Annotated in this window: 20 protein-coding genes; 10 read left to right on the top strand and 10 right to left on the bottom strand. The window is 62.6% G+C overall.

The genetic code is table 11. From position 1 onward, the window contains the following. Window positions 1-12: 12 nt before the first annotated feature. From ftsX to DAUD_RS01490, 3 genes are all read right to left on the bottom strand, one after another. Window positions 13-900, bottom strand: a complete 888-nt coding sequence (gene ftsX / locus DAUD_RS01500; RefSeq protein WP_012301438.1) for a permease-like cell division protein FtsX — start codon at window positions 898-900, stop codon at window positions 13-15. Further along, window positions 890-1576, bottom strand: coding sequence for a cell division ATP-binding protein FtsE (gene ftsE / locus DAUD_RS01495; RefSeq protein WP_012301437.1), 687 nt, complete (start codon window positions 1574-1576; stop codon window positions 890-892). Before ftsE ends, ftsX begins: the two co-directional genes overlap by 11 nt. Window positions 1577-1671: 95 nt before the next feature. Then, window positions 1672-2325 (bottom strand): DUF2225 domain-containing protein, encoded by a 654-nt coding sequence (locus tag DAUD_RS01490; RefSeq protein ID WP_012301436.1) that lies wholly within the window; start codon window positions 2323-2325, stop codon window positions 1672-1674. Between the two features lie 275 nt (window positions 2326-2600). On the opposite strand from DAUD_RS01490, the gene DAUD_RS01485 reads away from it, so the two are divergent. From DAUD_RS01485 to DAUD_RS01460, 6 genes are all read left to right on the top strand, one after another. Then, window positions 2601-3548 carry an NAD(P)H-dependent flavin oxidoreductase gene (locus tag DAUD_RS01485; RefSeq protein ID WP_012301435.1) on the top strand — a complete coding sequence of 316 codons (948 nt, stop codon included), beginning with the start codon at window positions 2601-2603 and terminating at the stop codon, window positions 3546-3548. 344 nt (window positions 3549-3892) lie between these two features. Further along, the gene (gene thrC, locus DAUD_RS01480) at window positions 3893-5389 is read left to right on the top strand and encodes a threonine synthase (protein WP_012301434.1); all 1497 of its coding nucleotides are present in this window, start codon (window positions 3893-3895) and stop codon (window positions 5387-5389) included. Between the two features lie 390 nt (window positions 5390-5779). After that, window positions 5780-7483 (top strand): FAD-dependent oxidoreductase, encoded by a 1704-nt coding sequence (locus tag DAUD_RS01475; protein WP_012301433.1) that lies wholly within the window; start codon window positions 5780-5782, stop codon window positions 7481-7483. Between the two features lie 279 nt (window positions 7484-7762). Beyond that, on the top strand, window positions 7763-9502 hold the full coding sequence (locus tag DAUD_RS01470; RefSeq protein ID WP_012301432.1) for an aldehyde ferredoxin oxidoreductase family protein: 1740 nt from the start codon (window positions 7763-7765) through the stop codon (window positions 9500-9502). Between the two features lie 147 nt (window positions 9503-9649). Beyond that, entirely contained in the window at window positions 9650-9889 is a 240-nt protein-coding gene (locus tag DAUD_RS11830) for a MoaD/ThiS family protein (RefSeq protein WP_041571032.1), read from the top strand. 5 nt (window positions 9890-9894) lie between these two features. Further along, a complete protein-coding gene (locus DAUD_RS01460; RefSeq protein WP_012301430.1) occupies window positions 9895-10626 on the top strand; it encodes a HesA/MoeB/ThiF family protein in 732 nt (243 codons plus the stop codon). 112 nt (window positions 10627-10738) lie between these two features. Here the strand turns inward: DAUD_RS01460 and DAUD_RS01455 are convergent, their stop codons facing one another. The 6 genes from DAUD_RS01455 to DAUD_RS11825 all read right to left on the bottom strand — a co-directional run bounded on the left by DAUD_RS01455 (window position 10739) and on the right by DAUD_RS11825 (window position 16510). Continuing rightward, window positions 10739-11521, bottom strand: a complete 783-nt coding sequence (locus DAUD_RS01455) for an SDR family NAD(P)-dependent oxidoreductase (protein ID WP_012301429.1) — start codon at window positions 11519-11521, stop codon at window positions 10739-10741. Window positions 11522-11652: 131 nt separating this feature from the next. Beyond that, window positions 11653-12465 (bottom strand): energy-coupling factor ABC transporter ATP-binding protein, encoded by an 813-nt coding sequence (locus DAUD_RS01450; RefSeq protein ID WP_012301428.1) that lies wholly within the window; start codon window positions 12463-12465, stop codon window positions 11653-11655. Further along, entirely contained in the window at window positions 12462-13217 is a 756-nt protein-coding gene (cbiQ, locus tag DAUD_RS11390; protein WP_049752526.1) for a cobalt ECF transporter T component CbiQ, read from the bottom strand. Before cbiQ ends, DAUD_RS01450 begins: the two co-directional genes overlap by 4 nt. A 23-nt stretch (window positions 13218-13240) precedes the next feature. Next, window positions 13241-13936 (bottom strand): CbiM family transporter, encoded by a 696-nt coding sequence (locus DAUD_RS01440; protein WP_012301426.1) that lies wholly within the window; start codon window positions 13934-13936, stop codon window positions 13241-13243. A 218-nt stretch (window positions 13937-14154) separates the two neighbouring features. Further along, window positions 14155-15765 (bottom strand): sodium/solute symporter, encoded by a 1611-nt coding sequence (locus DAUD_RS01435; RefSeq protein ID WP_012301425.1) that lies wholly within the window; start codon window positions 15763-15765, stop codon window positions 14155-14157. After that, a complete protein-coding gene (locus DAUD_RS11825) occupies window positions 15758-16510 on the bottom strand; it encodes a universal stress protein (RefSeq protein WP_012301424.1) in 753 nt (250 codons plus the stop codon). Before DAUD_RS11825 ends, DAUD_RS01435 begins: the two co-directional genes overlap by 8 nt. 587 nt (window positions 16511-17097) lie before the next feature. Here DAUD_RS11825 and DAUD_RS01425 point away from each other — a divergent pair. From DAUD_RS01425 to DAUD_RS11385, 3 genes are all read left to right on the top strand, one after another. Continuing rightward, window positions 17098-17409: a DVU0772 family protein gene (locus tag DAUD_RS01425; RefSeq protein ID WP_242647863.1), complete on the top strand. Its 312-nt coding sequence runs from the start codon at window positions 17098-17100 to the stop codon at window positions 17407-17409. A 67-nt stretch (window positions 17410-17476) separates the two neighbouring features. Next, window positions 17477-17647 (top strand): hypothetical protein, encoded by a 171-nt coding sequence (locus tag DAUD_RS01420; protein ID WP_166485057.1) that lies wholly within the window; start codon window positions 17477-17479, stop codon window positions 17645-17647. A 129-nt stretch (window positions 17648-17776) separates the two neighbouring features. Next, window positions 17777-19567 (top strand): gamma-glutamylcyclotransferase, encoded by a 1791-nt coding sequence (locus DAUD_RS11385; RefSeq protein ID WP_012301421.1) that lies wholly within the window; start codon window positions 17777-17779, stop codon window positions 19565-19567. 41 nt (window positions 19568-19608) lie between these two features. Here the strand turns inward: DAUD_RS11385 and DAUD_RS01405 are convergent, their stop codons facing one another. Continuing rightward, a complete protein-coding gene (locus DAUD_RS01405; RefSeq protein WP_012301420.1) occupies window positions 19609-19833 on the bottom strand; it encodes a hypothetical protein in 225 nt (74 codons plus the stop codon). A 153-nt stretch (window positions 19834-19986) separates the two neighbouring features. On the opposite strand from DAUD_RS01405, the gene trkA reads away from it, so the two are divergent. Continuing rightward, window positions 19987-21324, top strand: a complete 1338-nt coding sequence (gene trkA / locus DAUD_RS01400) for a Trk system potassium transporter TrkA (protein WP_012301419.1) — start codon at window positions 19987-19989, stop codon at window positions 21322-21324. The last annotated feature ends 18 nt before the right edge of the window (window positions 21325-21342 follow it).

Raw genomic sequence — 21342 nt, 5'->3', positions numbered from 1 at the left:
GGCCGCTTATTGCTAAACCCGCAGGAATTTCCGCAGGGAAATCCAGCTGCCAACGCCCCCCATCAGGACCCCCAGGCCCAGAAGCCCGAGGAAAAGGGGTCCCAGCGTCTCCCGGTCGGTGACCGGCCGCAGGAAAAAGATCAGGTCCACCCCTTGCAGCTCGACCAGCAGACAGTAATAAGCCCACCCCAACACCGTCACCGCAATCAGCGCGCCGGCCAAGCCGACGAACATCCCCTCCATCATAAACGGGGAGCGGACGAACCAGTTGCTCGCCCCGAGGTATTTCATGATGCCGACCTCATCCTCCCGCGCCACCAGCGACAGGCGGATGGTGGTTACAATCAGGAACACAGCGGCGGCGGCCAGTAGAATTACCGCACCCAGTGCGATCACATTGACCCAGCGCACGACTTCGACCAATCGTTCGACATACTCCTCACCGTAACGGACCTTATTCACGCCCGGGAAAAAGGAGATCTGGTGCGCCAGTGCCGGCACCAGCCCGGCCTCCTGGGCTTTCACCCGGAAACTATCGGGGAGGGGGTTGTTCTCGCCCTCGAAACCGGCCAGCAGGTCGCTTTTCTCGCCGAACGACTTCTTCAGTTCCCGCAGCGCCTGCTCCTTGGACACAAAGGTGTATTGCTCCACCCCCTGCAGACCGTCCAACCGCTGCCGGAGATCCCGGACATCGGCCCCATCCTCCAGAAACACGTTGATTTCCACGGTGGACTCGATGCTCCGCATGAAGTGGCCGGCGTTCACCGCCACCAGGAGAAATGTACCCAGGATCACCAGGGTGACCGCGATCATCGCCGTGGACGCCACCCCAAGCCAGCAATTCCGGTTCAGGGATACAAAAGTCTGACGAAGGCAGTACCACAGGGAGTTAAGCCCCATGGCTGTAACTCCCCTGCTCTTCGTCCCGTACCAGACGACCGTTTTCGAGCGCCACCACCCGTTTGCGCATCCGGTTCACAATGTCCCAGGCGTGGGTGGCGATCACCACGGTGGTGCCGTCACGGTTGACGCGCTCGAAAAGCTCCATTAGTTCCCAAGAGGTGTCCGGATCCAGGTTGCCGGTGGGTTCGTCCGCCAGGATCAGCAGCGGTTTCTTGACAATCGCGCGGGCCACGCCCACCCGTTGCTGTTCCCCGCCCGACAGTTCGGCGGGAAAAGCGTCCTCTTTCCCCGTCAGGCCCACCTGAGCCAACGCTAGCGGTACCTGTTCCCGGATCACTCGCCGCGACCGGCCGAGCACCTCCAGCGCAAAGGCCACGTTTTCAAACACCGTTTTCCGGGGCAGCAGCCGGAAGTCCTGGAACACCATCCCGATCTGACGCCTCAGCGCCAGCAGTTCCCGCTGCCGCAAGCGCAGAACGTTACGTTCCCGGAAGTAAATCTGGCCGGAAGTCGGGAGTTGTTCCCGGAAGATCAGCCTGGTCAGCGTCGATTTGCCAGCCCCGCTGGGGCCGACCAGAAACACGAATTCGCCCTTGTTGATTCTCAGGTTGATATCGAAAACGGCCACGGTACCGTTGGGATAGACCTTGGAAACGTTAAAGAGATGGATCAAGCTAAAGCACTCCTTGGCCCGGATGCCGGTGAACTACTTCGACAACTTGCACAAAATTCCTCTAAAAGTGGGAAAAAACTCGGGGCGCCTGATTCTTACAGCACCTGGAGCACGAAGTTTTTCTCCCGGGCCAGGAGGCACATCCTTTCGGCCCAGGACCGCAGCCAGACCGGGGCGGGATCGACCCGGTTGAACCAGCGCACCGCCTCGTCAAACCGTGAAAGCCTCCGGTTCAGTTCCCCCAGCAGATAGGCCGCCCGGGCCGCCTCAAAACCCGAAAGCCCCCCAGCCTGGGCCCTTTCAAACCAGAGCAGGGCCGCTTCCAGATGGTGGTCTTCCACCTCCGGGCTGCGCTCTTGGCGGGCGCACCACACCGCACGCAGGTGGAGGTCCCCGATAAATACCGGCGGCGCACCCGCACGGGCATAGGACGCCGCCGCCAGGGAGTACTTCTTTGAACCGGGAAAGCGCAGACGGTCCTCACGCAGGTAATCGCGAAGCGCTTTGGCCATTATGCCGCCCGAATAGCGCGGCAGATAGGCCAGCTTTTCAAAGTCCCGGATGTACGCCGCCCAACCGCAGCAGGGACAGACGGCCACAAGGTAAGGGTAGGGGAAAGTGCCGTGGGACTGGTAACAGAGATCGCTTTCCAGCCAGCCCCCGGTTCCGGTCATCTCCATGACCTCGGCCGGAAAGGTGGCCAGGCACTCGGAACATAACAGGCGGCAGGGCACTGGACTCTTGATCATCTTCCCACCACCCCGGCCGGTTGTCGCGGTTGGGGAACAAACACAGTTTTCGCCGCTTCGGCCCGAACTCCTGCCTCCTGATAATGTGTTGGATAAACAAGGTCCCAAGAAGGAATTAGTGAAAGCGCGGCAAATTCTTAGTGTAGTTCGTGTTGGACCGGAACGCATCAATTTCGGCAGCCGACGAAGAATACACTTGGATTCAAGAAAACATTTGCCAAATGGCTCTTCATCTGCTTTAATTGGTCTAGACCCGAATTTTGGAGGAACATGATTTGAATTTCCCAACCCTTAAGATCGGCGATTTGATCCCGCGTTATCCGATCATCCAGGGCGGAATGGCCTACAAGGTCTCGACCGCCCCTCTCGTTTCGGCCGTGGCCAACGCCGGCGGGATCGGGATCATCGGCGCCACCGGCATGACCGTCGACGAGTTGATCGCGGAGATCCGCAAGACCAGGAGCATGACCCGGGGCATCATCGGGGTGAACGTGATGTATGCCATCCGGAACTTCGCCGATCTGATCGCTGCCTCAATAAAGGAAAAAATCGACGTTATTTTCACGGGGGCCGGTTTTTCCCGGGATGTTTTTGACTGGGGCCGGGAAGGCCGGGTACCGATAGTGTCCATCGTCTCCTCCGCCCGGTTGGCTAAAATGGCCGAAAAACTAGGGGCCGCGGCGGTGGTCGCCGAGAGCGGGGACGCCGGGGGGCACCTAGGTACCGAGCGGTCGACCGCGGAAATCCTGCCCGAGATCCGTTCCGCAGTGAATATACCGGTGATTGCCGCGGGAGGCATCATCAGCGGGCGGGACATCGCGGACATGGTCAGGATGGGGGCAGATGGGGTGCAGATGGCCACCCGTTTTGTGTTGAGTACCGAGTGCGCCGTCTCGGACGCCTTCAAACAGCACTACCTTAAGGCCAACGCCGATGACGTCATCGTCATCAAGAGCCCGGTGGGCATGCCCGGCCGGGCGCTACGCAACACTTTCACCAGCCTGATCGAACAGGGCGGCGCCATGCTGAAACCGGTGGAATGCAAGAAGTGCCTCAAAGTCTGCTCCAAGGAGTACTGTATCATCCAGGCTCTGGAAAACAGCCGGATCGGACTGATCGACCAGGGCATTGTCTTCGCCGGCAAAAACGTGTACAAGATCAAGGATATCCTACCGGTGAGCAAGATCTTTGAGCGCCTGATCAGCGAATTTAAGTCGGCGTAACCGCCGATCCATCCAACGGCATCACCCACAACAAAATCTGCTTTCGATCCAAGGTATTCTCGTTTCGGAAGCCCATTTCCTCTTTATAGTCTTTACCGGGAACACCTGGAAGCCTCCCGCAGCTCCCGCCGGGCGCACCAAAAGAATTCCACAAGCCCTAAGCTTGTGGAACAACATAGGAAAATATTGGGCACCCCCTTGTGTTGCTTAAGGTTTTTCGACGCCGGTATCACAGATTCCTGCCTGAAAATTTGGCGATTTTAACTTTACGAACCAGGCGACATGTTGTTTAATGAAGTTGTGTTCTGAAACGAACGGAACCCGGCACAGGAGGATAATAACATATGCTGTATGAGAGCACCAGGGGCCGCACCCGGCCCGTGACGGTCTCCGAGGCCCTAAAGCTGGGCATCGCGCCCGACGGGGGGCTTTTCGTCCCTGAGTGCCTGCCGGTGCTGTCCCCCGATCAGTTAACCGGAGCGGCCGCGGCGGACTACCAGCAGCGGGCGGCCCGCATCCTGGAACTGTTCCTGACCGACTTCAGCCCGGGCGAGATTAGTGAGAGCGTGACACGGGCCTACAACGCGGGGAAGTTCGACAACCCCGATGTTGCTCCGGTCCGCACCGTGGCCCCGAACCTGCACTTCCTGGAACTCTGGCACGGACCCACGTACGCCTTCAAGGACATGGCTCTGCAAATCCTCCCTTACCTGCTCATGAAGGCGGTAGCCAGCACGGGCGAAACCGCCGAAATCGTCATTCTGGTCGCCACCTCTGGGGACACCGGCAAGGCTGCCCTGGAGGGGTTCCGGGACGTGACCGGGACGCGGATCATCGTCTTCTTCCCGGCCGCGGGCGTGAGTGAGATACAACGCCTGCAAATGGTAACCCAGGAGGGGGGCAACGTACACGTGGTGGCCGTGCGGGGCAACTTCGACGACACCCAGAGCGGCGTGAAGGCCCTGTTCACCGACCCGTCGGTCAACGATGCCCTGCAGCAGCGCGGCCACCGGTTTTCTTCGGCCAACTCAATCAACTGGGGTCGGCTGGTTCCCCAGATCGTATACTACTTTTCGGCCTACCTCGACCTGCAAGACCGGGAGGCCATCAGCCCCGGGCAAGCCGTGAACTTCGTGGTGCCCACCGGCAATTTCGGCAACATCCTGGCCAGCTTTTACGCCCGGTGCATGGGATTGCCGGTCAACCGGCTGATCTGCGCGGCGAACCGGAACAACGTGCTCACCGACTTTATCCGCACCGGCACCTACGACCGGAACCGAACCTTTTACCGGACTATTTCGCCGTCCATGGACATCCTGATCTCCAGCAACCTGGAACGGCTGCTTTACGAATTGACCGGCAGAAACGCCCCGCAGGTCGATCGCTGGATGGCTGAGCTGCGGGAGACGGGACGCTACCAGGTTGATCCACGCACCCGGGAGCAGGTCGCTCACCATTTCTGGTCGGATTTCGCGGACGAGGACGAAACCGAGGCCGAAATAGCGTCCACCTGGCAGGAACACCACTACCTAATCGACACCCACACAGCGGTGGGCAAAGCCGTTCTGAACAAGTACCGAGCTGCCACGGGCGACCATACCCCGGCGATCGTGGTGTCCACCGCGAGTCCCTTCAAGTTCAACCAGGCGGTGGCCCGCTCCCTGCTGGGGCGGGACGCGGTCGCGGGTAGGAACGAGTTCGAGCTCTTGGAGGCGCTGGCCGCCTTCACCGGCCTCGAGATCCCCTCAGGGCTGCGCGACCTGGACAAAAAGCCCGTTCTGCACACGCGGGTGGTCGGGAAAGAGGAAATGAAACAGGTCGTCTTGGACATCCTGGGGTAGCCGGCCTCAGCTACGCACTCCGGTCGCGGTTCCCGTCAGTAATGCGGGTTAAAAACCACGCCCCTGCACGGGAACGTTCGGGATTTTCCCCGCCTCCACCGGCATCCGCCCCCAAGATGCCTCGCCGCCCGCCGCAGGCTGATTTCATCGGCCATCAGACTCCCCCTCCCCAAGGTCTATTATGCCGGAACACTATCGGCGCAGGATGTACAGCTGGTAGCAGGAGTGTTCTAGCAACAGGTTCTTTCGGCTTGACTGGGCGTGGGGTTAAACGTATAATCAACAGTTGGTGAGCAGTTGTCTGAAAACGAAAGCGTTTTCGCGAAAAGATTGTTTTCCAGCGCATTTGGAACCAGACGCCGACTATTAACGGATGAGGATGATGGGACAATGGCTGAGGATCGGATTCTGATCATCGGGGGCGTGGCGGCCGGCCCCAAGGTTGCGGCCCGGGCCCGGCGCTTATTGCCGGACGCGGAGATCACCGTGGTGGACAAGGGTCGCTACATCTCGTATGCGGGCTGCGGGATGCCGTTTTACATCGACGATCAGGTGGGTCATTTCCGGGAACTCTTCAGCACCGGCTACGGGTTGCCGCGGGATGCGGAATACTTCCGCAACGAACGGGGTTTGAACTTCCTGACCCGGACGGAAGCCACGGCCATTGACCGGGTACGCAAGGAAGTGCGGCTCAGAAACCTGGAGACCGGCCAAGAAGAAACACTGGGTTACGACCGGCTGGTCCTGGCCACCGGCGCGGAATCGGTTATGCCCCGGATCGAGGGGACGGACCTCGCGGGCGTGTTTAAGTTCCGGGATCCGGGTGACGCCCAGGCCGTCAAGGAATACCTGGAAACAAGGAATGTGCAGGAAGCCGTGGTGGTGGGCGCCGGTTTCATCGGCATCGAACTGGCTGGCGCGTTGGCCAACTTGAAGCTCCTGACCACGGTGATCGAATTCCAGGAGCGTATCCTTCCGTTGACCTTTGATTCCGATATGGCGCGTTTGCTTGAAGAACGTCTCGCCGCCGCGCACGGCATCGAGTTCCGGACCGGGGAGCGGGTCATCCGGCTGGAAGGCGACGACCAGGGCCGGGTTCGCCGGGTGCACACCGACCGGGGCGCATATGATGCCGAATTGGTGATCGTGGCGGTGGGGGTGCGCCCCAACGTCAAATTAGCCAGAGAGGCTGGTCTGGCCATTGGCCGGACCGGCGCCATTGCCATCGATCAACATTGCCGTACCAGCGATCCGGACATCTACGCCTGCGGTGACTGTGTGGAAACCACCCACCGGCTCACGGGCGAGAAGGTCTATTCACCCTTTGCCTCCGCGGCAAACCGCCAGGGTCGCGTGGTGGCCGACAACCTGGCCGGGCGCCCCAGCATCTACCGAGGCGTACTCGGTACGGCCGTTCTGCAGGCAGGCAGTTTCAACGCCGGCCGCACCGGGTTGACCGAAGAACAGGCCCGAAAGCTGGGCCGCCAAGTAGTGGCCGGCCTCGCTCCCCAGCGGGACCGGACCCACTACCACCCCGGCAGCGGTATGGTTATTCTGAAAGTGGTCGCCGACGGGGAATCCGGGCGCCTTCTGGGCGTGCAGGGCATCGGCCCGGGCGAGGTGGTGAAGCGGATTGACGTAGCCGCGGCCGTGCTGCATTTCGGTGGTACGGTGAACGATCTCACCGAACTGGACCTGGGTTACGCGCCGCCGTTCAACACACCGGTTGATCCGCTGCAGCACACGGCGAACGCTCTGATCAATAAGCTGGAAGGCATCGTGGAGACCATCGGCGCCGATGAGCTGAAGGCCAAACTGGATGCGAACGAGGACTTCGTGCTCCTGGATGTACGTCTGGAGAAGGAGGCCAAATACCGTAAAATCGACGATCCGCGCCGGATGCTGGTCACCCTGAGCGAGCTGCGCCAGCGGGTGGAAGAGGTTCCACGGAACAAGGAGATCATCACCATCTGTGACATCGGCGTCCGCAGCTACGAGGCCTACCGCCTGCTGCGCGGCGCAGGGTTCACCAAGGTAAGATCGGTGGAGGGCGGGATGCGCACCTGGCCCTACGGCCCGGCAAGTATGTTCTAACCTCTGGACCGCACAATATGGTTTTTTGCCCAAGCCCCGGCGGAATAAGCCGGGGCTGTTTTTTTGTCCCGGTCTGTGGGTACCCCGCCGGTTTCCCTCTTTGCCGCCGCCGCGGACGATCCGGCCGAGCGATGTGCCGGGTGGCTGCCCCCGCCGGCGGAGTACCGGCGCCGGGGGCAGCCGAGTCACCTTTGGAACCGAGATGATTGTTGACTGTCTGTCCAATTATGATATTGTTTAATCAGTTGATAGCATTTCACAAAGGGGGGGTTCGTAACGATGGGCAAGATCCTGCGGGTGAACATGAGCGAACTGACCGTCCGGTATGAAGACCTACCCGAAAGGTACCTGTTGTTCGGGGGCCGGGCCCTGACTTCGGCCCTGGTCGCCGACGAAGTTCCGCCGGGCGCCCACGCACTGGGGGAAAACAACAAGCTGGTCATCGCCCCCGGGCTGCTGTCCGGCACTACCGCTCCCTGCTCCGGACGCCTGTCGGTCGGAGCCAAGTCGCCGCTCACCGGCACCATCAAGGAGTCGAACGCCGGCGGCATTACCGCTCAGAAGCTGGCCAGCCTGGACATACGGGCGATCGTGGTCGAGGGCCGGCCTACCGGAGAGGGCTTCCACCTCCTGGTGATCGATGAGAACAAGGCCGAACTGGTGCCGGCGGGGAACCTGGCCGGGATGGGGTGCTACCAGCTGAACGAGGAGCTGTGGAAACGTTACGGCACCAAATCCGGGGTGATCAGCATCGGCCCGGCCGGGGAAATGCGTATGGTGTTGGCCGGCGTTTCGACCAACGACGGCGAAGGCCATCCCGGCCGTTATGCCGGCAGGGGCGGGTTGGGAGCCGTCATGGGTGCCAAGGGGTTGAAAGCAATCGTGGTGCGGACCGACAAGACTTTCGACGTACCGGTCAAGGATCGTGAGAAGTTTAAAGAAGCCGCCCGGAAACTCGCCCAGGCCATCGCCGAACACCCCGTAACCAACAGCGCCCTGCCCACCTACGGCACAGCCGTACTGATCAACATCCTGAACGAAGCCGGGGGCTTGCCCACCCGCAATTTCTCCAGCGGCCGGTTCGAAGCGGCCGCCCGGTGCAGCGGGGAGGCCTTGGCGGAATTGGTGCAGCAGCGCGGGGGCAAGGGCCGGACCGGCCACGCCTGCCACCCGGGCTGTGTGATCCGCTGTTCGAACGTCATCCCCGATGAAAAGGGTGAGGTCCTTTGCGCCCCGGTCGAATACGAGAGTACCTGGGCGCTCGGCCCCAACTGCGGCATCGCCGACCTGGACCAGATCGCCATGCTGAACCGCCTGTGCAACGACGTCGGCCTGGACACCATTGAAACCGGCGTGACCCTGGGCGTGCTGATGGAGGCCGGCGTGCTGGCCTTCGGCGACGGTGAGGCCGCGATCAACCTGCTTGACCGCGAGGTCCGCAACGGCACCCCGCTGGGCCGTATCCTGGGCGGAGGAGCGGCGGCGGCGGGGAGGCTTTTCGGGCTGACCCGGGTGCCGACCGTGAAGGGTCAGGGCCTGCCGGCCTACGATCCCCGGGCGGTGAAGGGCATCGGAGTGACCTACGCCACCAGCACCATGGGCGGTGACCACACAGCCGGTTATGCGGTGGCCGCCAACATTCTCAAGGTGGGCGGTTTTGTTGATCCGCTGTCGCCCGCGGGGCAGGTCGAACTGTCCCGGAACCTGCAGATCGCCACTGCCGCCGTGGACGCCACCGGGCTCTGCCTGTTCACCGCCTTTCCGCTTCTCGACATCGACTACGCCCTCCCCAGCGTCGTGGACATGATCAACGCTCAGTACGGCGTGAACCTGACGGTGGAGGACGTAGTCAACTACGGGAAGGAAATCCTGAAGACCGAGCGGGTCTTTAACGAGGCGGCGGGGTTCACGAAAGCCCACGACCGCCTGCCGGAGTACATGAAATACGAGAAGCTGGCACCCCACGGCGTTACCTTCGACGTTCCGGACAAGGAACTGGACGAGGTGTTCAACTTCTAATAAAACCGGATCGGGGAAACCGGGAACGGGTGGGGTCCTCCCCGTCTTGGGGCCTCACCCGTTTTCCATGGAGGCGGAAAATCCGGAAGTGGAAAATCAAAGAAGGTAAAATAGGGGACTGTCCCCCTTTTTGAGGGAGTGAGTTGCTTGGAGGTAGAATTGCGGGTATACGCCACCCTGCGCAAGTACCTTCCGGCCCAGCCGCTGGGCGAGGGCACCCTGTACCAAGCCGAACCAGGTACGTCCGTCGCCGGTCTTTTGGAGCAGGCCGGGGTGCCGCTCGACCAGGTGAAAATCATAATGGTGAACAATCGTCACGCCGGACCGGAACGCGTACTCGCCCATGGGGACCGGGTGGCCGTGTTTCCACCCGTCGCGGGAGGCTGAGGGCCGTGAAGGAACGGTACGCCCGCAACTTGAGCCTCCCGGGCTGGACCCTGGAGACGCAGCAACGCCTGGCCGAGTCCGGGGTGCTGGTGGTAGGCGCGGGGGGCCTGGGCTCGGCCGTACTGTTTTACCTGGCGGCGGCCGGCGTGGGCCGCCTCGCAATCATAGAAGATGACCGGGTGGAGATCACCAACCTGCAGCGGCAGGTGCTCTACGGCACGGACGATCTCGGCAAGGCCAAAGCCGACGTCGCCGCCCGGCGCCTGCGGGCCTTGAACCCGCAGGTCGAGGTGGCGCTCCACCGCACCCGCCTGGAAGCGGACAACGCGGCGCGGCTGGTCAACGGTTACGACCTGGTCTTGGACTGCACCGACAACCTGGAAACCAGGAGATTGCTGAATCAAACCTGCCTGAAGCTGTCCCGGCCGTGGGTGCACGGCGCCGTGAGCGAGTACTACGGGCACGTCACCACCCTGCTGCCTTCAGGACCCTGCTGGCACTGCCTGTTCGGCGCGGAAACCACCGGCAACCCGACACCGCCGCCGGCCGGGATTCTCGGTCCGGTCGCCGGGATGATCGGCTGCCTCCAGGCCACCGAGGCCCTCAAATACCTCGCCGGCATCGGTCGGCTGCTGGTCGGGAGACTCCTGGTCTGGGACGCCGTCCCGGCGACGTGGGATGAATTCACCTACACCAAAAACCCGGACTGTCCCGCCTGCCGCAGCGGCACCGGTTGACCGCACCCGCCGTCTTTCCCGCCGGCCGGCCCGCCTTGCGGCTAACGGGCTCGTGACGCTTCACCCGCAGCAGCTTTCCAAATCAGCACCCGTGCCGGGCACACATTCGCCTCTACTCGACCGGACGGCCGGCCATCCCGAAGGACGCGAGCATCCCGCCGTCCACCGGCAGCACGGCCCCGGTGATGAACGAGGCTTCCGCACTGGCCAGGAAAAGCACGGCCGCGGCTACCTCCTCCGGCCTTCCGAGCCGCCGGAGCGCGTGCAGGTCGGCCCAGTCCCGGCGGGCCTTCTCCGGGTCAGGGTAACCGGCCAGGGTTTCTTCCACCTTCTCGGTGGCGATCGCTCCGGGACAGAGCGCGTTCACCCTGATGTTGAGGGACGCCAGGTCGAGAGCCATGCTTTTCGTCAGGGCGATCAGCCCCCCTTTGGAGGCGATGTAGGCGGCGTTGCCCTGTTCGGCGGCCAGCCCCTGAGCCGACACGATGTTGATGATGACCCCGCCCCCACGCTGTTCCATTTCCGGCACGCAGGCCCGGGAAAACAGGTAGGCTCCGGTCAGGTTCACATCCAGCACTTGGCGCCAGTCGTTCGGCGAGACGGCCAGGACACTCCCGGGAACGCTGACGGCGGCGTTATTCACCAGGATGTCGACGCCGCCGAAGGTTTCGACGGCCATGCGGACGGCATCGTCCACCTCGAAGGGCTTGGACACGTCGGTACCGACGAACAGAGCACCGCTTATCCGGCCGAGCGTGTCTGCCACTTCCCGGCCCTTCCGGTCCTTGTCGACCACTGTGACCAGCGCCCCCTCATTTACGAATGCCTCCGCGACGGCCAGGCCGATACCCCGGGCCGCACCGGTCACAATAACAGATTTCCTTTTAAACCGCACCGTCCAAAACCTCCTTGCCGGTGTTTGATTATCAGGGCCGCTTCGGCCTCCGAGGAATATTATAATGCAAGAACCGCCGAAGAAAACAGAATCCGGGGTGAGTGGCCATAATCACACCCGGATTTTGAATGTCAATCTACATACGTCCGGCAGTGCCGGCGGATCCACGCGTTGGCCTCGACCGGATCGCGCGGTTTGACACCGGTGTTCCGGAACACCCTGAGCAGCACGGGTAGTTCCAGGTCGGCCGAGAGTATCAAATCCTCGTCCTCCAGCAGGGCGGCGGGACCAGCGGCTGCCAACCGGCCGTCCGCCAGAACGGCCACCCGGTCGGCCCAGGCGTACGCCAAGTCCACGTCGTGGGTGGCCAGGACTATGGTCCGGCCCTGGGCGTGAAACACGGCCAAGAGTTCCATCAACTGGCGCACGCCGGACGGGTCGAGGCCGGCGGTGGGTTCATCCAGCACCAGGAGGTCGGGCTCCATGGCCAGCACCCCGGCGATGGCCGCCCGTTTCTTCTGGCCCAGGCTTAGGTGGTGCGGCGGGCGCCGGGCCAGCGCGGTGATGCCCACGGTGTCCAGGGCCCACATCACCCGCCGCCGGACCTCTCCGGGATTCAGCCCCAGGTTCCGGGGACCGAAGGCCACGTCCTCCGCCACCGAAGTGGAAAAAAGCTGGTCGTCGGGGTTCTGGAAAACCAGGCCCACCCGGCGCCGGATTTCGCGCAGGTTGTCCGGGCCGACTTCACGGCCGAACACTCGGACCGAGCCGCGCCTCGCGGAAAGCAGGCCGTTCAGGTGCAGGAGGAGAGTGCTCTTCCCGCTGCCGTTCGCTCCGAGAAGGGCCGTCCGGGACCCGGCCGGCGCCTCCAGGGACACTCCCTGGAGGGCGGGAGTGCCGTCCGGATAGGTGTAATAGAGGTCCGCGACCTCGAAAGCGTTCAAAAGGGCAGCCCCCGGTCCAGCACCACCAGCAGAATGACGGCCGCCACCGAAACCAGCCCCTTGGCGAGGTCGGCGGCCCGCACCGCTCGCGCCGGGCCGGAGTGCAGCCGGCCGTCAAAGCCCCGGGCGGACATGGCGCGGTGGACGCGTTCGGAACGGTCCAGCGCCCCCAGGAGCACTGTGCCCGTCAACTCACCGAAAGCGCGGAGGGAATGCCGGTCCAGGCCGGGCCGGAAGGCCCGGGCGGCAAGGGAGCGCTGGGCGGAGTGAAGTTCATCCCGGAACAGAAACAGGTACCGATAGGTGAGGAACAGCGCCGTCACCGGTAGCGGGGGGAGGCGCAGGTGGGCCAGAGCGCTCAACAGCGCCTGCAGGGGTTGGGTACCCAGCAAGGCGACCATCACCGTGAGGGCGGTCAGGGCCTTCAGGGAAACTAGAGCAGCGAAATTCAGGCCGGCCGCTGAAGGCGGCAGCCCGTTGCCCAGGGCCATGGTGATGAACATCAGACTCAGGAAAGGCAAAACCCACAACATCCTCCCGGCCAGGAAACGGACCGGGAACCCGGCGGAAAGCACCGCCAGCACCGCCAACCCAAAGGCGGCGGCCACCAGGGGCAGCGATTCCAGCAACACCACCCCGACCACAAAGACCGTGCCGGCGCCGATTTTAAGCCGCGGTTCCCAGCGGTGCAGCCAGGAATCCAGCCCGGCGTGCGCGTCAATGTCCTGGATGTGAATGTGCCCTACTCCCAAAATGATCCCTCCTTGCTTTCTTCTCAAGACTGCGGCCCGCACCCGATCAACTCCGGCCGGACCTGCTGCAGCAGGCGTACCGCAAATCCGGTAAGCGCCGCCTCGATCAGCAGAATTGGCAGGTAGGCCGCCGCCAAGACGTAGACCAGGGAGAACGGACCGCTGTAATAGTATTCGGCGCTTAAGACCAGAAAAAACACTAGCAGTGCCACCGCCAAAACAACGGCCAGCCCGCCGCCGAGGGCGCCGCGCAGGGCGGGCGGCACCCCGCGGAGAGCGGGAAACGCCAGACCGACGAGCAGGGAGGGCAAGCCCATGATCAAAAGATTCGCCCCCAGAGTGGTCAGCCCGCCGTGCTGGAAAAGGAGCGCCTGTAGCAGGAGCCCCAGGAAGACCGCCAGCGGGGCCCGGCGGCGCAGGAACACCCCGGTCAACCCCAGCAGCACGGGGTGAACGCTGGTCACGCTGATGGGCACCCGGAGCAAAGACGAAACGAAAAAAACGCCGGCCAGGAGGCTGATGCGCGGCACATCTTCCGCCTTTAAACCACGGGCTGAGTACCATAGGAGTCCCCCGGCGGCCACGGCGGCCGCACCCACTACGGGCGCACTGAGCACCCCGTCCGCAATATGCAAATCTTTACCTCCCCCCGACTGCCGAAAAACAAAAGACCACGGCTCGCCCCTTTCTGGGACGCCAACCTTCGTGGTCTTGCGCATGCTTTCTTTTGATGATGTCCGTCTGAGAATCAGAAACCAGCGGCCTTCGTGACCGCGCTTTTCGCTTACAGTTTACCACAACCGGCATCTTCCGGCAACGGTGATTTTGGGAGAGAGAAAAAGAGGCGTCCGGCAAGGGGGGCGCCGGACGCTATTGAGGGATCGAGTTGTTTTTTGCCTGCCGCACCGGGCCGCCGTTCGGCCTCTTCAGCCTTGGACTAGCTGCCGTGGGCCGAGGCCAGAAACTCATCCGCCCGGCCGGTGTCTTTCGTCAGGTAGGCAACCAGCACGGTAACCAGTATAGCCGCCGGGACACTGTAGAGCGCCGGGTTGACCAGCACCGGTACGCCGAGGAGATGGGGCACGTTGAAGAACTTGGCGAAGGTCAGCACGAGCGACAGCACCAAACCCACGCCCATCCCGGCCACGACCGCCTGCCTGGTCAGCCGGGTCCACCAAACGGTGAAGACCAGAGCCGGCGCAAAAGTGCTAGCCGCGATGCCGAAGCACATCGCGACGAGCACGCCGACGTTCTGGTCCCGGAGCCAAAGGGCGAGGACGATCGATACAGCCGCCAGGAACCCGGCGCCGGTCTTCGCGAAAAGCACCCGTTCCCGGTCGGTGCTTTGCGGCCGCAGAACGGTAGCGTAAAGATCGTGGGATAGGCTGGTGGTAGCCGAAATAAGAAGCCCCACTGCCGTGCTCAGCATGGCCGCCATTGCTCCGGCGGCGATAATGCCCAGGACTATTTCCCCGCCCAACAACTGACCCAGCATTGGAACAGCCATGTTGGTCGCTTTCCCGCGCTGGCCTTCGGCCAAAAGCTGGACCAGCGTGGGGTACATAACGTACATCGCGGCCAGGCCGACCAGGAGGACCGCGGCGTAGAAGATAGCGAGCCCCCAGATCGTGAACTCGGCGCTTTTACGGGCGGCCCGCGCGTTCCGCACAGTGTAGAACCGGATCAGGATGTGCGGCAGCCCGAGCGTCCCCAAAAAGAGCCCCAGTACCAGACTGGCTTGGTTCGCGAGGTCCCGCAGCTCGACTCCCGGAGTGATCGCGTCGGGTGCATCGGGCATCTGCTCTCTGGCGGTTGCGACTGCGGCAGCGGCATCCGCCGTTTCCATTTGGGCCAGCGTCCCGGCCACTTCCTTCGTCACGACCGCCGGCGGAACCATCTCCTGGCTTCTTTCCACAATCGCCAGTGGGTTACCCCCGAAGTGAGAGATGCTGACCCATATGAGGATGCCCAGCATTGCGCCAAAGAGAAGGATCCCCTGGATAGCCTGGTTATAGGTCGTTCCCCGCATGCCGCCCACGATCACGTAGACCGCCATCAATGTGCCGGTCACCAGGACGGTGGGCAGGTAGTCCCACCCGAGCAGGAGCTTAAAAAGGTGCCCGGCACCGACCATTTGGGGAACAAGGTAAAGAGTGCACAGCACCAGGGTGCTGAGCATCGCCACGATCCTGATCCCGCTCTCCCGGCCGCCGAAGCGGGCGCTCAGGACGTCGCCCACGGTGTACTTGCCCGTGCTCTTCAAAGGTCCGGCAATCACAAGGAGCACCACTATCCACGCCGCGAAGAAGCCGAGAGCAAGCCACCAGCCGTCAACGCCGACCAGGGCCACCGCGCCCGCGACTCCCAGAAAACTGGCGGCGCTGCAATAGTCGCCCAGCATGGCGGCGCCGTTGAGCCTCCACGGTATCTTCCCTTCGGCGACGTAAAACGCCGCGGTCGTTCTCGTGTGCCGCCGGCTGGCCCAACTGATATACATTGTGAGCAGAATGCTCGCAATGACGATGGTAAAGGCAATCGGGTTATCCACGCGCTCCGCCCTCCCCTTGATTCAATCTTATCAGGAAAGCCCTGGTAATGACCACGCCGCCGATTATGGCCGTCCAGCCCGCCCAGATGGCGAGCGGCAGCCCGAACAGCTCGATGGCCGCCGTATTCTTGTACGGGGCCGAGGTCAACAGAGCCGCCCCGAAGTACATTACGGAGTAAAGTGCCAGGAGACCGCTGGCAAAAGATATCTTTTTCCGGAGCACCCCCGGCTCCAGCGCCGCGGTGGACGGCATATCCTCCGGAGCAGCCGCTGCCTCAGCGGAGATGGACAACATTTCGGTTATGTCGACCGTGTCCTTCTTTATGATCAGAACGGGACAGCGCGCATGCTCTGAAACGGCCCGGGCCACACTTCCGAAATAGAGCTTTTGCAGACCCTTTCGCCCGGAATCCCCCACGACAATGAGGTCTGATTTCGTTTCCTTCGCCACATCAAGGATCACACCGGTAATGGGACCGCTCTTTTTGACGGTGGTGACAGTGACCCCGCGCTGCCGGCCAAAGGCCGCAACCAGGCCCAGCGGCTCACCCGTCAAGGGTTGAAGCCCGGCCCCCTTTAGAGCGGCCGTTTCCGCCTCCTTTTCCGCCTGGAGCAACGGCACTTCCTCCGTCACTTGCAGGGCCACCACTTCCGCACCCTCGCGGCCGGCCATCTCCACAGCTTCCTTGGCCGCGCCCAGGGAAGGTGCGTACCCGTCAACAGCCACCAGTATCTTTTTAAACACGCTTTTTTCACCTCCCAAATTGTTTCTGTGCCAGGGTGTGCAGTCGAAGTATCAACCGCCTTGTCAAGTGCCCTTTCCCTCTTTCCCGGATATAGGCCCGGATTAGAGAAAACAGGTAAGATGCCTACTTGAGCCCTTCTCTTGAATCTATGACGCGCTTAACGCTTCCGCAGAGGCCGAGCAAACATCGAAACCACCCTCCTCCCTGATCTGTGATACCTGACTATACAGTTGCCGTTGCCGCGCAGCAAGAGATTTACGGCAAAAAGACGTATCTGAACAACCAGCAGTAGAAACAAAGGGTTGTTTGGTGACGGACCGGGCGAAGCCGCTCAATCACCCAGACACAGACCATTCAACCCCGCAAAACGACAACTCACGGTCGCCGCTAAGCGAACGGGACCGGCGGGACATGTTTTGACCTCTGCCTGGTGTGCGGTGATTTCACTCTTGGCACGATACCGGACGATGTGGTTGGGGTTGGAGGATGTCAGGGCAACGGTAGTTTTCGGGGAGGAAAAAGGCCGCGCAAAAAGAATAGGTGCATGGGCATACTGCTACTCAATGCAAAAGAGGGGTGCGGCAAAGTGTTTGGGAAACCAGACATGGAAAAAGTCAAACGGAGGCTGATGTGGGACTTCCGCGTGGAAGACGAGAGTGCCAACTTCATGGAGCGGCGCACCGGCTACGCCTTCGTGGTCGACGTGGCCTTCGGGGAACCCCGGCTGTCCCTCTACCACATCACCCGCTTCGGCAGCAAGTGCGACGACCTGGACCAACAGCCCCCGAACGAACTGCTGCTCAAGGCCCTGGTCGAACAGGGTGCTACCCTCGGCCGGGACGGTATCTACAACATCAACCAGGAGCTGCAGCTCTGGATCAAGGAGCACATCCTTTAACGGCCTAACCGATCTGTGGATGAACTGGTCGCTGCGGGGGCCCACCCGACAGGAAACGGCCCGCAAGGTGTTGGGCAGGCTGGCCGAGATGAAGGGGGTCCAGGGCGGGATTTTAGCCCTGGACGGCCAGGGACGAATTGGCGCCGCCTTCAACGCGGGCCGTTTTCCGGTAGTGGTCTCGGTAGACGGCGTGCTTCAGAGGGATTTCCAACCGGTGAACCTCAATGATTTGAACTAGTCCCAATCCGCAACTCCCAAGCGTGGCGGTCCACCGCCACCGCCAATCCAACTCTACCATCCTGCGGCCCCCAGAGTGTACAATAGTGGACAGTACCAAGTCGCCATGCGCGGGGAGGAAATTCCGGGCGTGTCTTCACCGGTCTTCGTATACGGCACCCTCATGCGGGGAAGGAGCAACCACCGCTTCCTGCGGGAGGCGCGTTTCCTCGGTCCGGCACTGGTCCACGGAGCCGGAATGTACGCGGTGACCCCGCACTACCCCGGGATGGTGCGCGAGCCGGGGAAAGCGGTGCGCGGCGAGGTATATGAAGTTGACGACCCGACCCTGGCGGCCCTTGACCGCCTGGAAGGTGCTGGCGACCTTTACCGCCGGGAGTTGTTTCCGGCAGTCCTAGAGGAAACGGGGGAAACGGTGCCGGCCTGGGTGTACCTGTGGCTCGGGCCGGTGCCGCCCGGCAGCGAAGTCCCTCTGGAACGGCAACCCTGGAATCCGGCCCGCGCCCGCGCTCACCGACCGAGTTTGCAGCCCACAGGGCGCTGGCCGCGGCCGGACACCCCGGCCTGGCGCCTTTTGCACCACCCGACCCGGCCGGCCCGCCGTCTGACCGGTACGGGCGCCCATCCGGCCGATCCCCTGCGGGTCCTGCACCTGCTTTCGCAGCAACCAGGCAAGACCGGCAGCGGGATCTATCTCGAAGCCCTGGTACGCCAGGGGGCCCGGGCCGGCATCGCCCAGCGGGTGGTGGTGGGCATCCCGGCCGGGGCTCCCTCGCCGATGCTCAACCCCCTGGAAGAGGCGCAGGTCTTCACGGTCCGGTTCGGGACGCCTCCCGCCGATTTCCCCGTGCCCGGCATGAGCGACGTGATGCCTTACGAGAGCACCCGCTTTTCGGAGTTCACCCCGGCCATGCTGGACGCCTACCTACAGGCGTTTCAGGACACGTTAACCGAAGCGGTGAAAGACTTTAATCCTCATGTTATCCACAGCCACCACCTGTGGCTGGTCACCGCTCTGGCCCGGGTGATGTTCCCCGAAACCCCCCTGGTTTGCACCTGCCACGGCACCGACCTGCGCCAGTTGGAACTGGTTCCGGCCCTGGCGCCGTTTGTCGTGCCCGCCTGCTCCGGGGTGGACCGGGTTCTGGCCCTGCACTCCGGCCAAGTCGAAAGGATTGCAGCGCTGTACGCTCTGCCTTTCGAACGCATCGTCCTCGTTGGCGCCGGCTACCGGAACGACGTCTTCCGTCCGCCCGCCTCCTGCTCCAGACCCCGCGACCGGGAGGTCTTGAACATCGTGTACGCCGGCAAGCTAAGCCGAGCCAAGGGCCTGCCCTGGCTGATCGAGGCCGTGAACCGGCTCGACCCTCCCGGGGGGCTGAAGGTGCGTCTGCTGGTCGCAGGATCCGGGGGAGGGGAAGAAGTGGCCGCCATTCAGCAAAAGGCCCCGGGGCACGGCGACCGGATCATCTTTTTAGGCGCCCTGCCCCAGGAGGAACTGGCTGAAGTGTTCAGGAACGCCGACCTTTTCGTGTTGCCTTCGTTCTACGAGGGTTTGCCTCTGGTGGTGCTGGAATCCATCGCCTGCGGTTGCCGAATGGTGGTGACCGATCTTCCCGGGATGGACACATGGCTACCGCGGGAGTTGGACCGGACGGGGGTTGTGGAGCGGGTTCCATTGCCCCGCCTGCTCGGGCCCGACGAGCCCGAACCGGCGGACCTCCCCCGATTCACGGCCGAACTTGCGGCCGCCATTGACCGGCAACTGCGGCGCTGCCTGCAGGGAGAATCGCCCCGGTCCGAGCGGGTTTCCGGTTTGCTGGAGGCCATGACTTGGGAGGGCGTTTTTGGCCGGGTGCATGAAGTCTACCGGCAGACCCTGACCGAAGATGCCAGGGGAACAACAGGAGCCTCCCCCTGACGAGAAGCTCCCGTTCAGGCCCCATACCCGCCACTGTTGAACTATGGTTTAGCGGCCACGGCACCGGATACGTCGGGCGAAGTGACTTTCCCGCCGTGGTCGGTGAAGTCGAAGGTACCGTTCAGGGTCAGTTGCGTGCCATAACCTGTGGGCGCTCCCCAGGCCATCTCGAGTCCGATCACTTCCCGCACCAGGAGTCCGGTCTTCCGGGCAATGATGAAGGCCGGGCCGAAAAAGCGGCCTGTCCTGCAGTTACCTTCGGGCATCTACGCACCGCCTACCTGAGTATGGCGGACACCGGGAGAGCGCAAATGCCTAGCGGACTCAAAACAATCATAAAGGATAAAATCTGTTTGTTGCTATTTCCCCTCGTTAGCCTTATAGATTTAGAGAGAACTCTGCGGAGAGGGGTATTTCGCGTGCGGGTGACCATTATCGGAGCCGGAAAAGTGGGCCTCGAGATCGCGCGCCGCCTTGACACGGACAACCACGACATCGTGGTCATCGACCGCGACGAGCGCAAGCTGGCTCTGATTGAGCAGCAGATGGACGTGCTCTGCGTGAAGGGGAACGCTTCAAGCGCTTCCGTGCTCACCCTCCCCGAAGTCCTGAAGAGCGATCTCGTGGCCGCGGTGACCGACTCCGACGAGATCAACATGATCGCCTGCCTCATGGCCAAGAAGCTGGGCGTGCCCAAAACGGTGGCCCGCATCCGCGACCCGGTGTATGTGCGGGACCTGGTGGTCCCCAAGGAGGATCTCGGACTCGACCTGATCATCAACCCCGACTACAGTGCCGCCCTGGAAATCGCCCGGCTGCTGACAGTGTCCCTGCCGGTGCACACCGAACCGTTCGCCGACGGCCGGGTCCAGATGGCCGACGTCACCATCGACGAATCGCATCGCCATATCGTGAACCGGCGGGTGATGGACATCGATATCCCGGAATCCTGCTTGATCGTGGGCATTTCCCGCAAAGGGCAGATGATTATGCCGGGCGGATCGGACGTGATCATGCCCGGTGACACCCTATACTTGATCGGGCACGTGGACAGCATCGGCAAGTTCGCCGCGCGGCTCAAGCACAAACGCCACCAGGGCGCAACAAACGTGATCATTCTCGGCGGCGGGCGGATCGGCTTCTACCTGGGGGAGAAGCTCTGCTCCCTGGGGCTGAAACCAAAGATCATCGAACAGGATCCCGAGCGCTGCCGGGACCTGGCCGAACGCCTGCCGGACGCCCTCATTCTGCGGGGGGACGGTTCCGACATCGATTTGCTGAAACGTGAGGGGATCCGGGAAACCGATGGGTTTGTGGCGGTGACGGGCCTGGACGAGGAAAACCTGCTCGTCGCCTTATTGGCTAAGCAGTTAGGGGCCAAGCAGGTCATCGCCAAGGTCAGCCGTCCCAATTATACTTCCCTGGTCGAACAGTTGGGAGTGGACGCAGCCATCAGCCCGCGCCTGATCATGGCCAGCGCGATCCTCCGTTACATCCGCGGCGGCCGCCTCCTTTCCCTGGTGCTCTTGCTGAACGACAAGGCGGAGGTGCTCGAGCTGATCCTGAGCCCGAACAGCCGGATGGTGGGTAAGCCGATCAGCAAGCTGGTTCTGCCGGAGGGGATCATCATCGGGGCCATCAAGCGGGGCAATGAGATCATCATCCCCAAGGGCGACGCGGTGCTGAAAGGCAGTGACCGGCTGGTGGTGTTCGCCGTTGGATTCCACGTGAATGAGATCGAGACTTTGTTCAACTAGGAGATGTTGGTCTGAACA

This window comes from Candidatus Desulforudis audaxviator MP104C, from assembly GCF_000018425.1.
GTDB classification, from domain to species: Bacteria; Bacillota; Desulfotomaculia; order Desulfotomaculales; family Desulforudaceae; genus Desulforudis; species Desulforudis audaxviator.
Note: the sequence above shows the minus strand (reverse complement) of the source record. Positions and strands in the feature narration are given on the sequence as shown.

Bases quoted from the DNA above. Each gene is read 5' to 3' on its own strand.
- ftsX (WP_012301438.1), bottom strand. From the start codon at position 900: ATGGGGCTTAACTCCCTGTGGTACTGCCTTCGTCAGACTTTTGTATCC.
- DAUD_RS01490 (WP_012301436.1), bottom strand. From the start codon at position 2,325: ATGATCAAGAGTCCAGTGCCCTGCCGCCTGTTATGTTCCGAGTGCCTG.
- thrC (WP_012301434.1), top strand. From the start codon at position 3,893: ATGCTGTATGAGAGCACCAGGGGCCGCACCCGGCCCGTGACGGTCTCC.
- DAUD_RS01475 (WP_012301433.1), top strand. From the start codon at position 5,780: ATGGCTGAGGATCGGATTCTGATCATCGGGGGCGTGGCGGCCGGCCCC.
- DAUD_RS01470 (WP_012301432.1), top strand. From the start codon at position 7,763: ATGGGCAAGATCCTGCGGGTGAACATGAGCGAACTGACCGTCCGGTAT.
- DAUD_RS01440 (WP_012301426.1), bottom strand. From the start codon at position 13,936: ATGCGCAAGACCACGAAGGTTGGCGTCCCAGAAAGGGGCGAGCCGTGG.
- DAUD_RS01405 (WP_012301420.1), bottom strand. From the start codon at position 19,833: ATGCCCGAAGGTAACTGCAGGACAGGCCGCTTTTTCGGCCCGGCCTTC.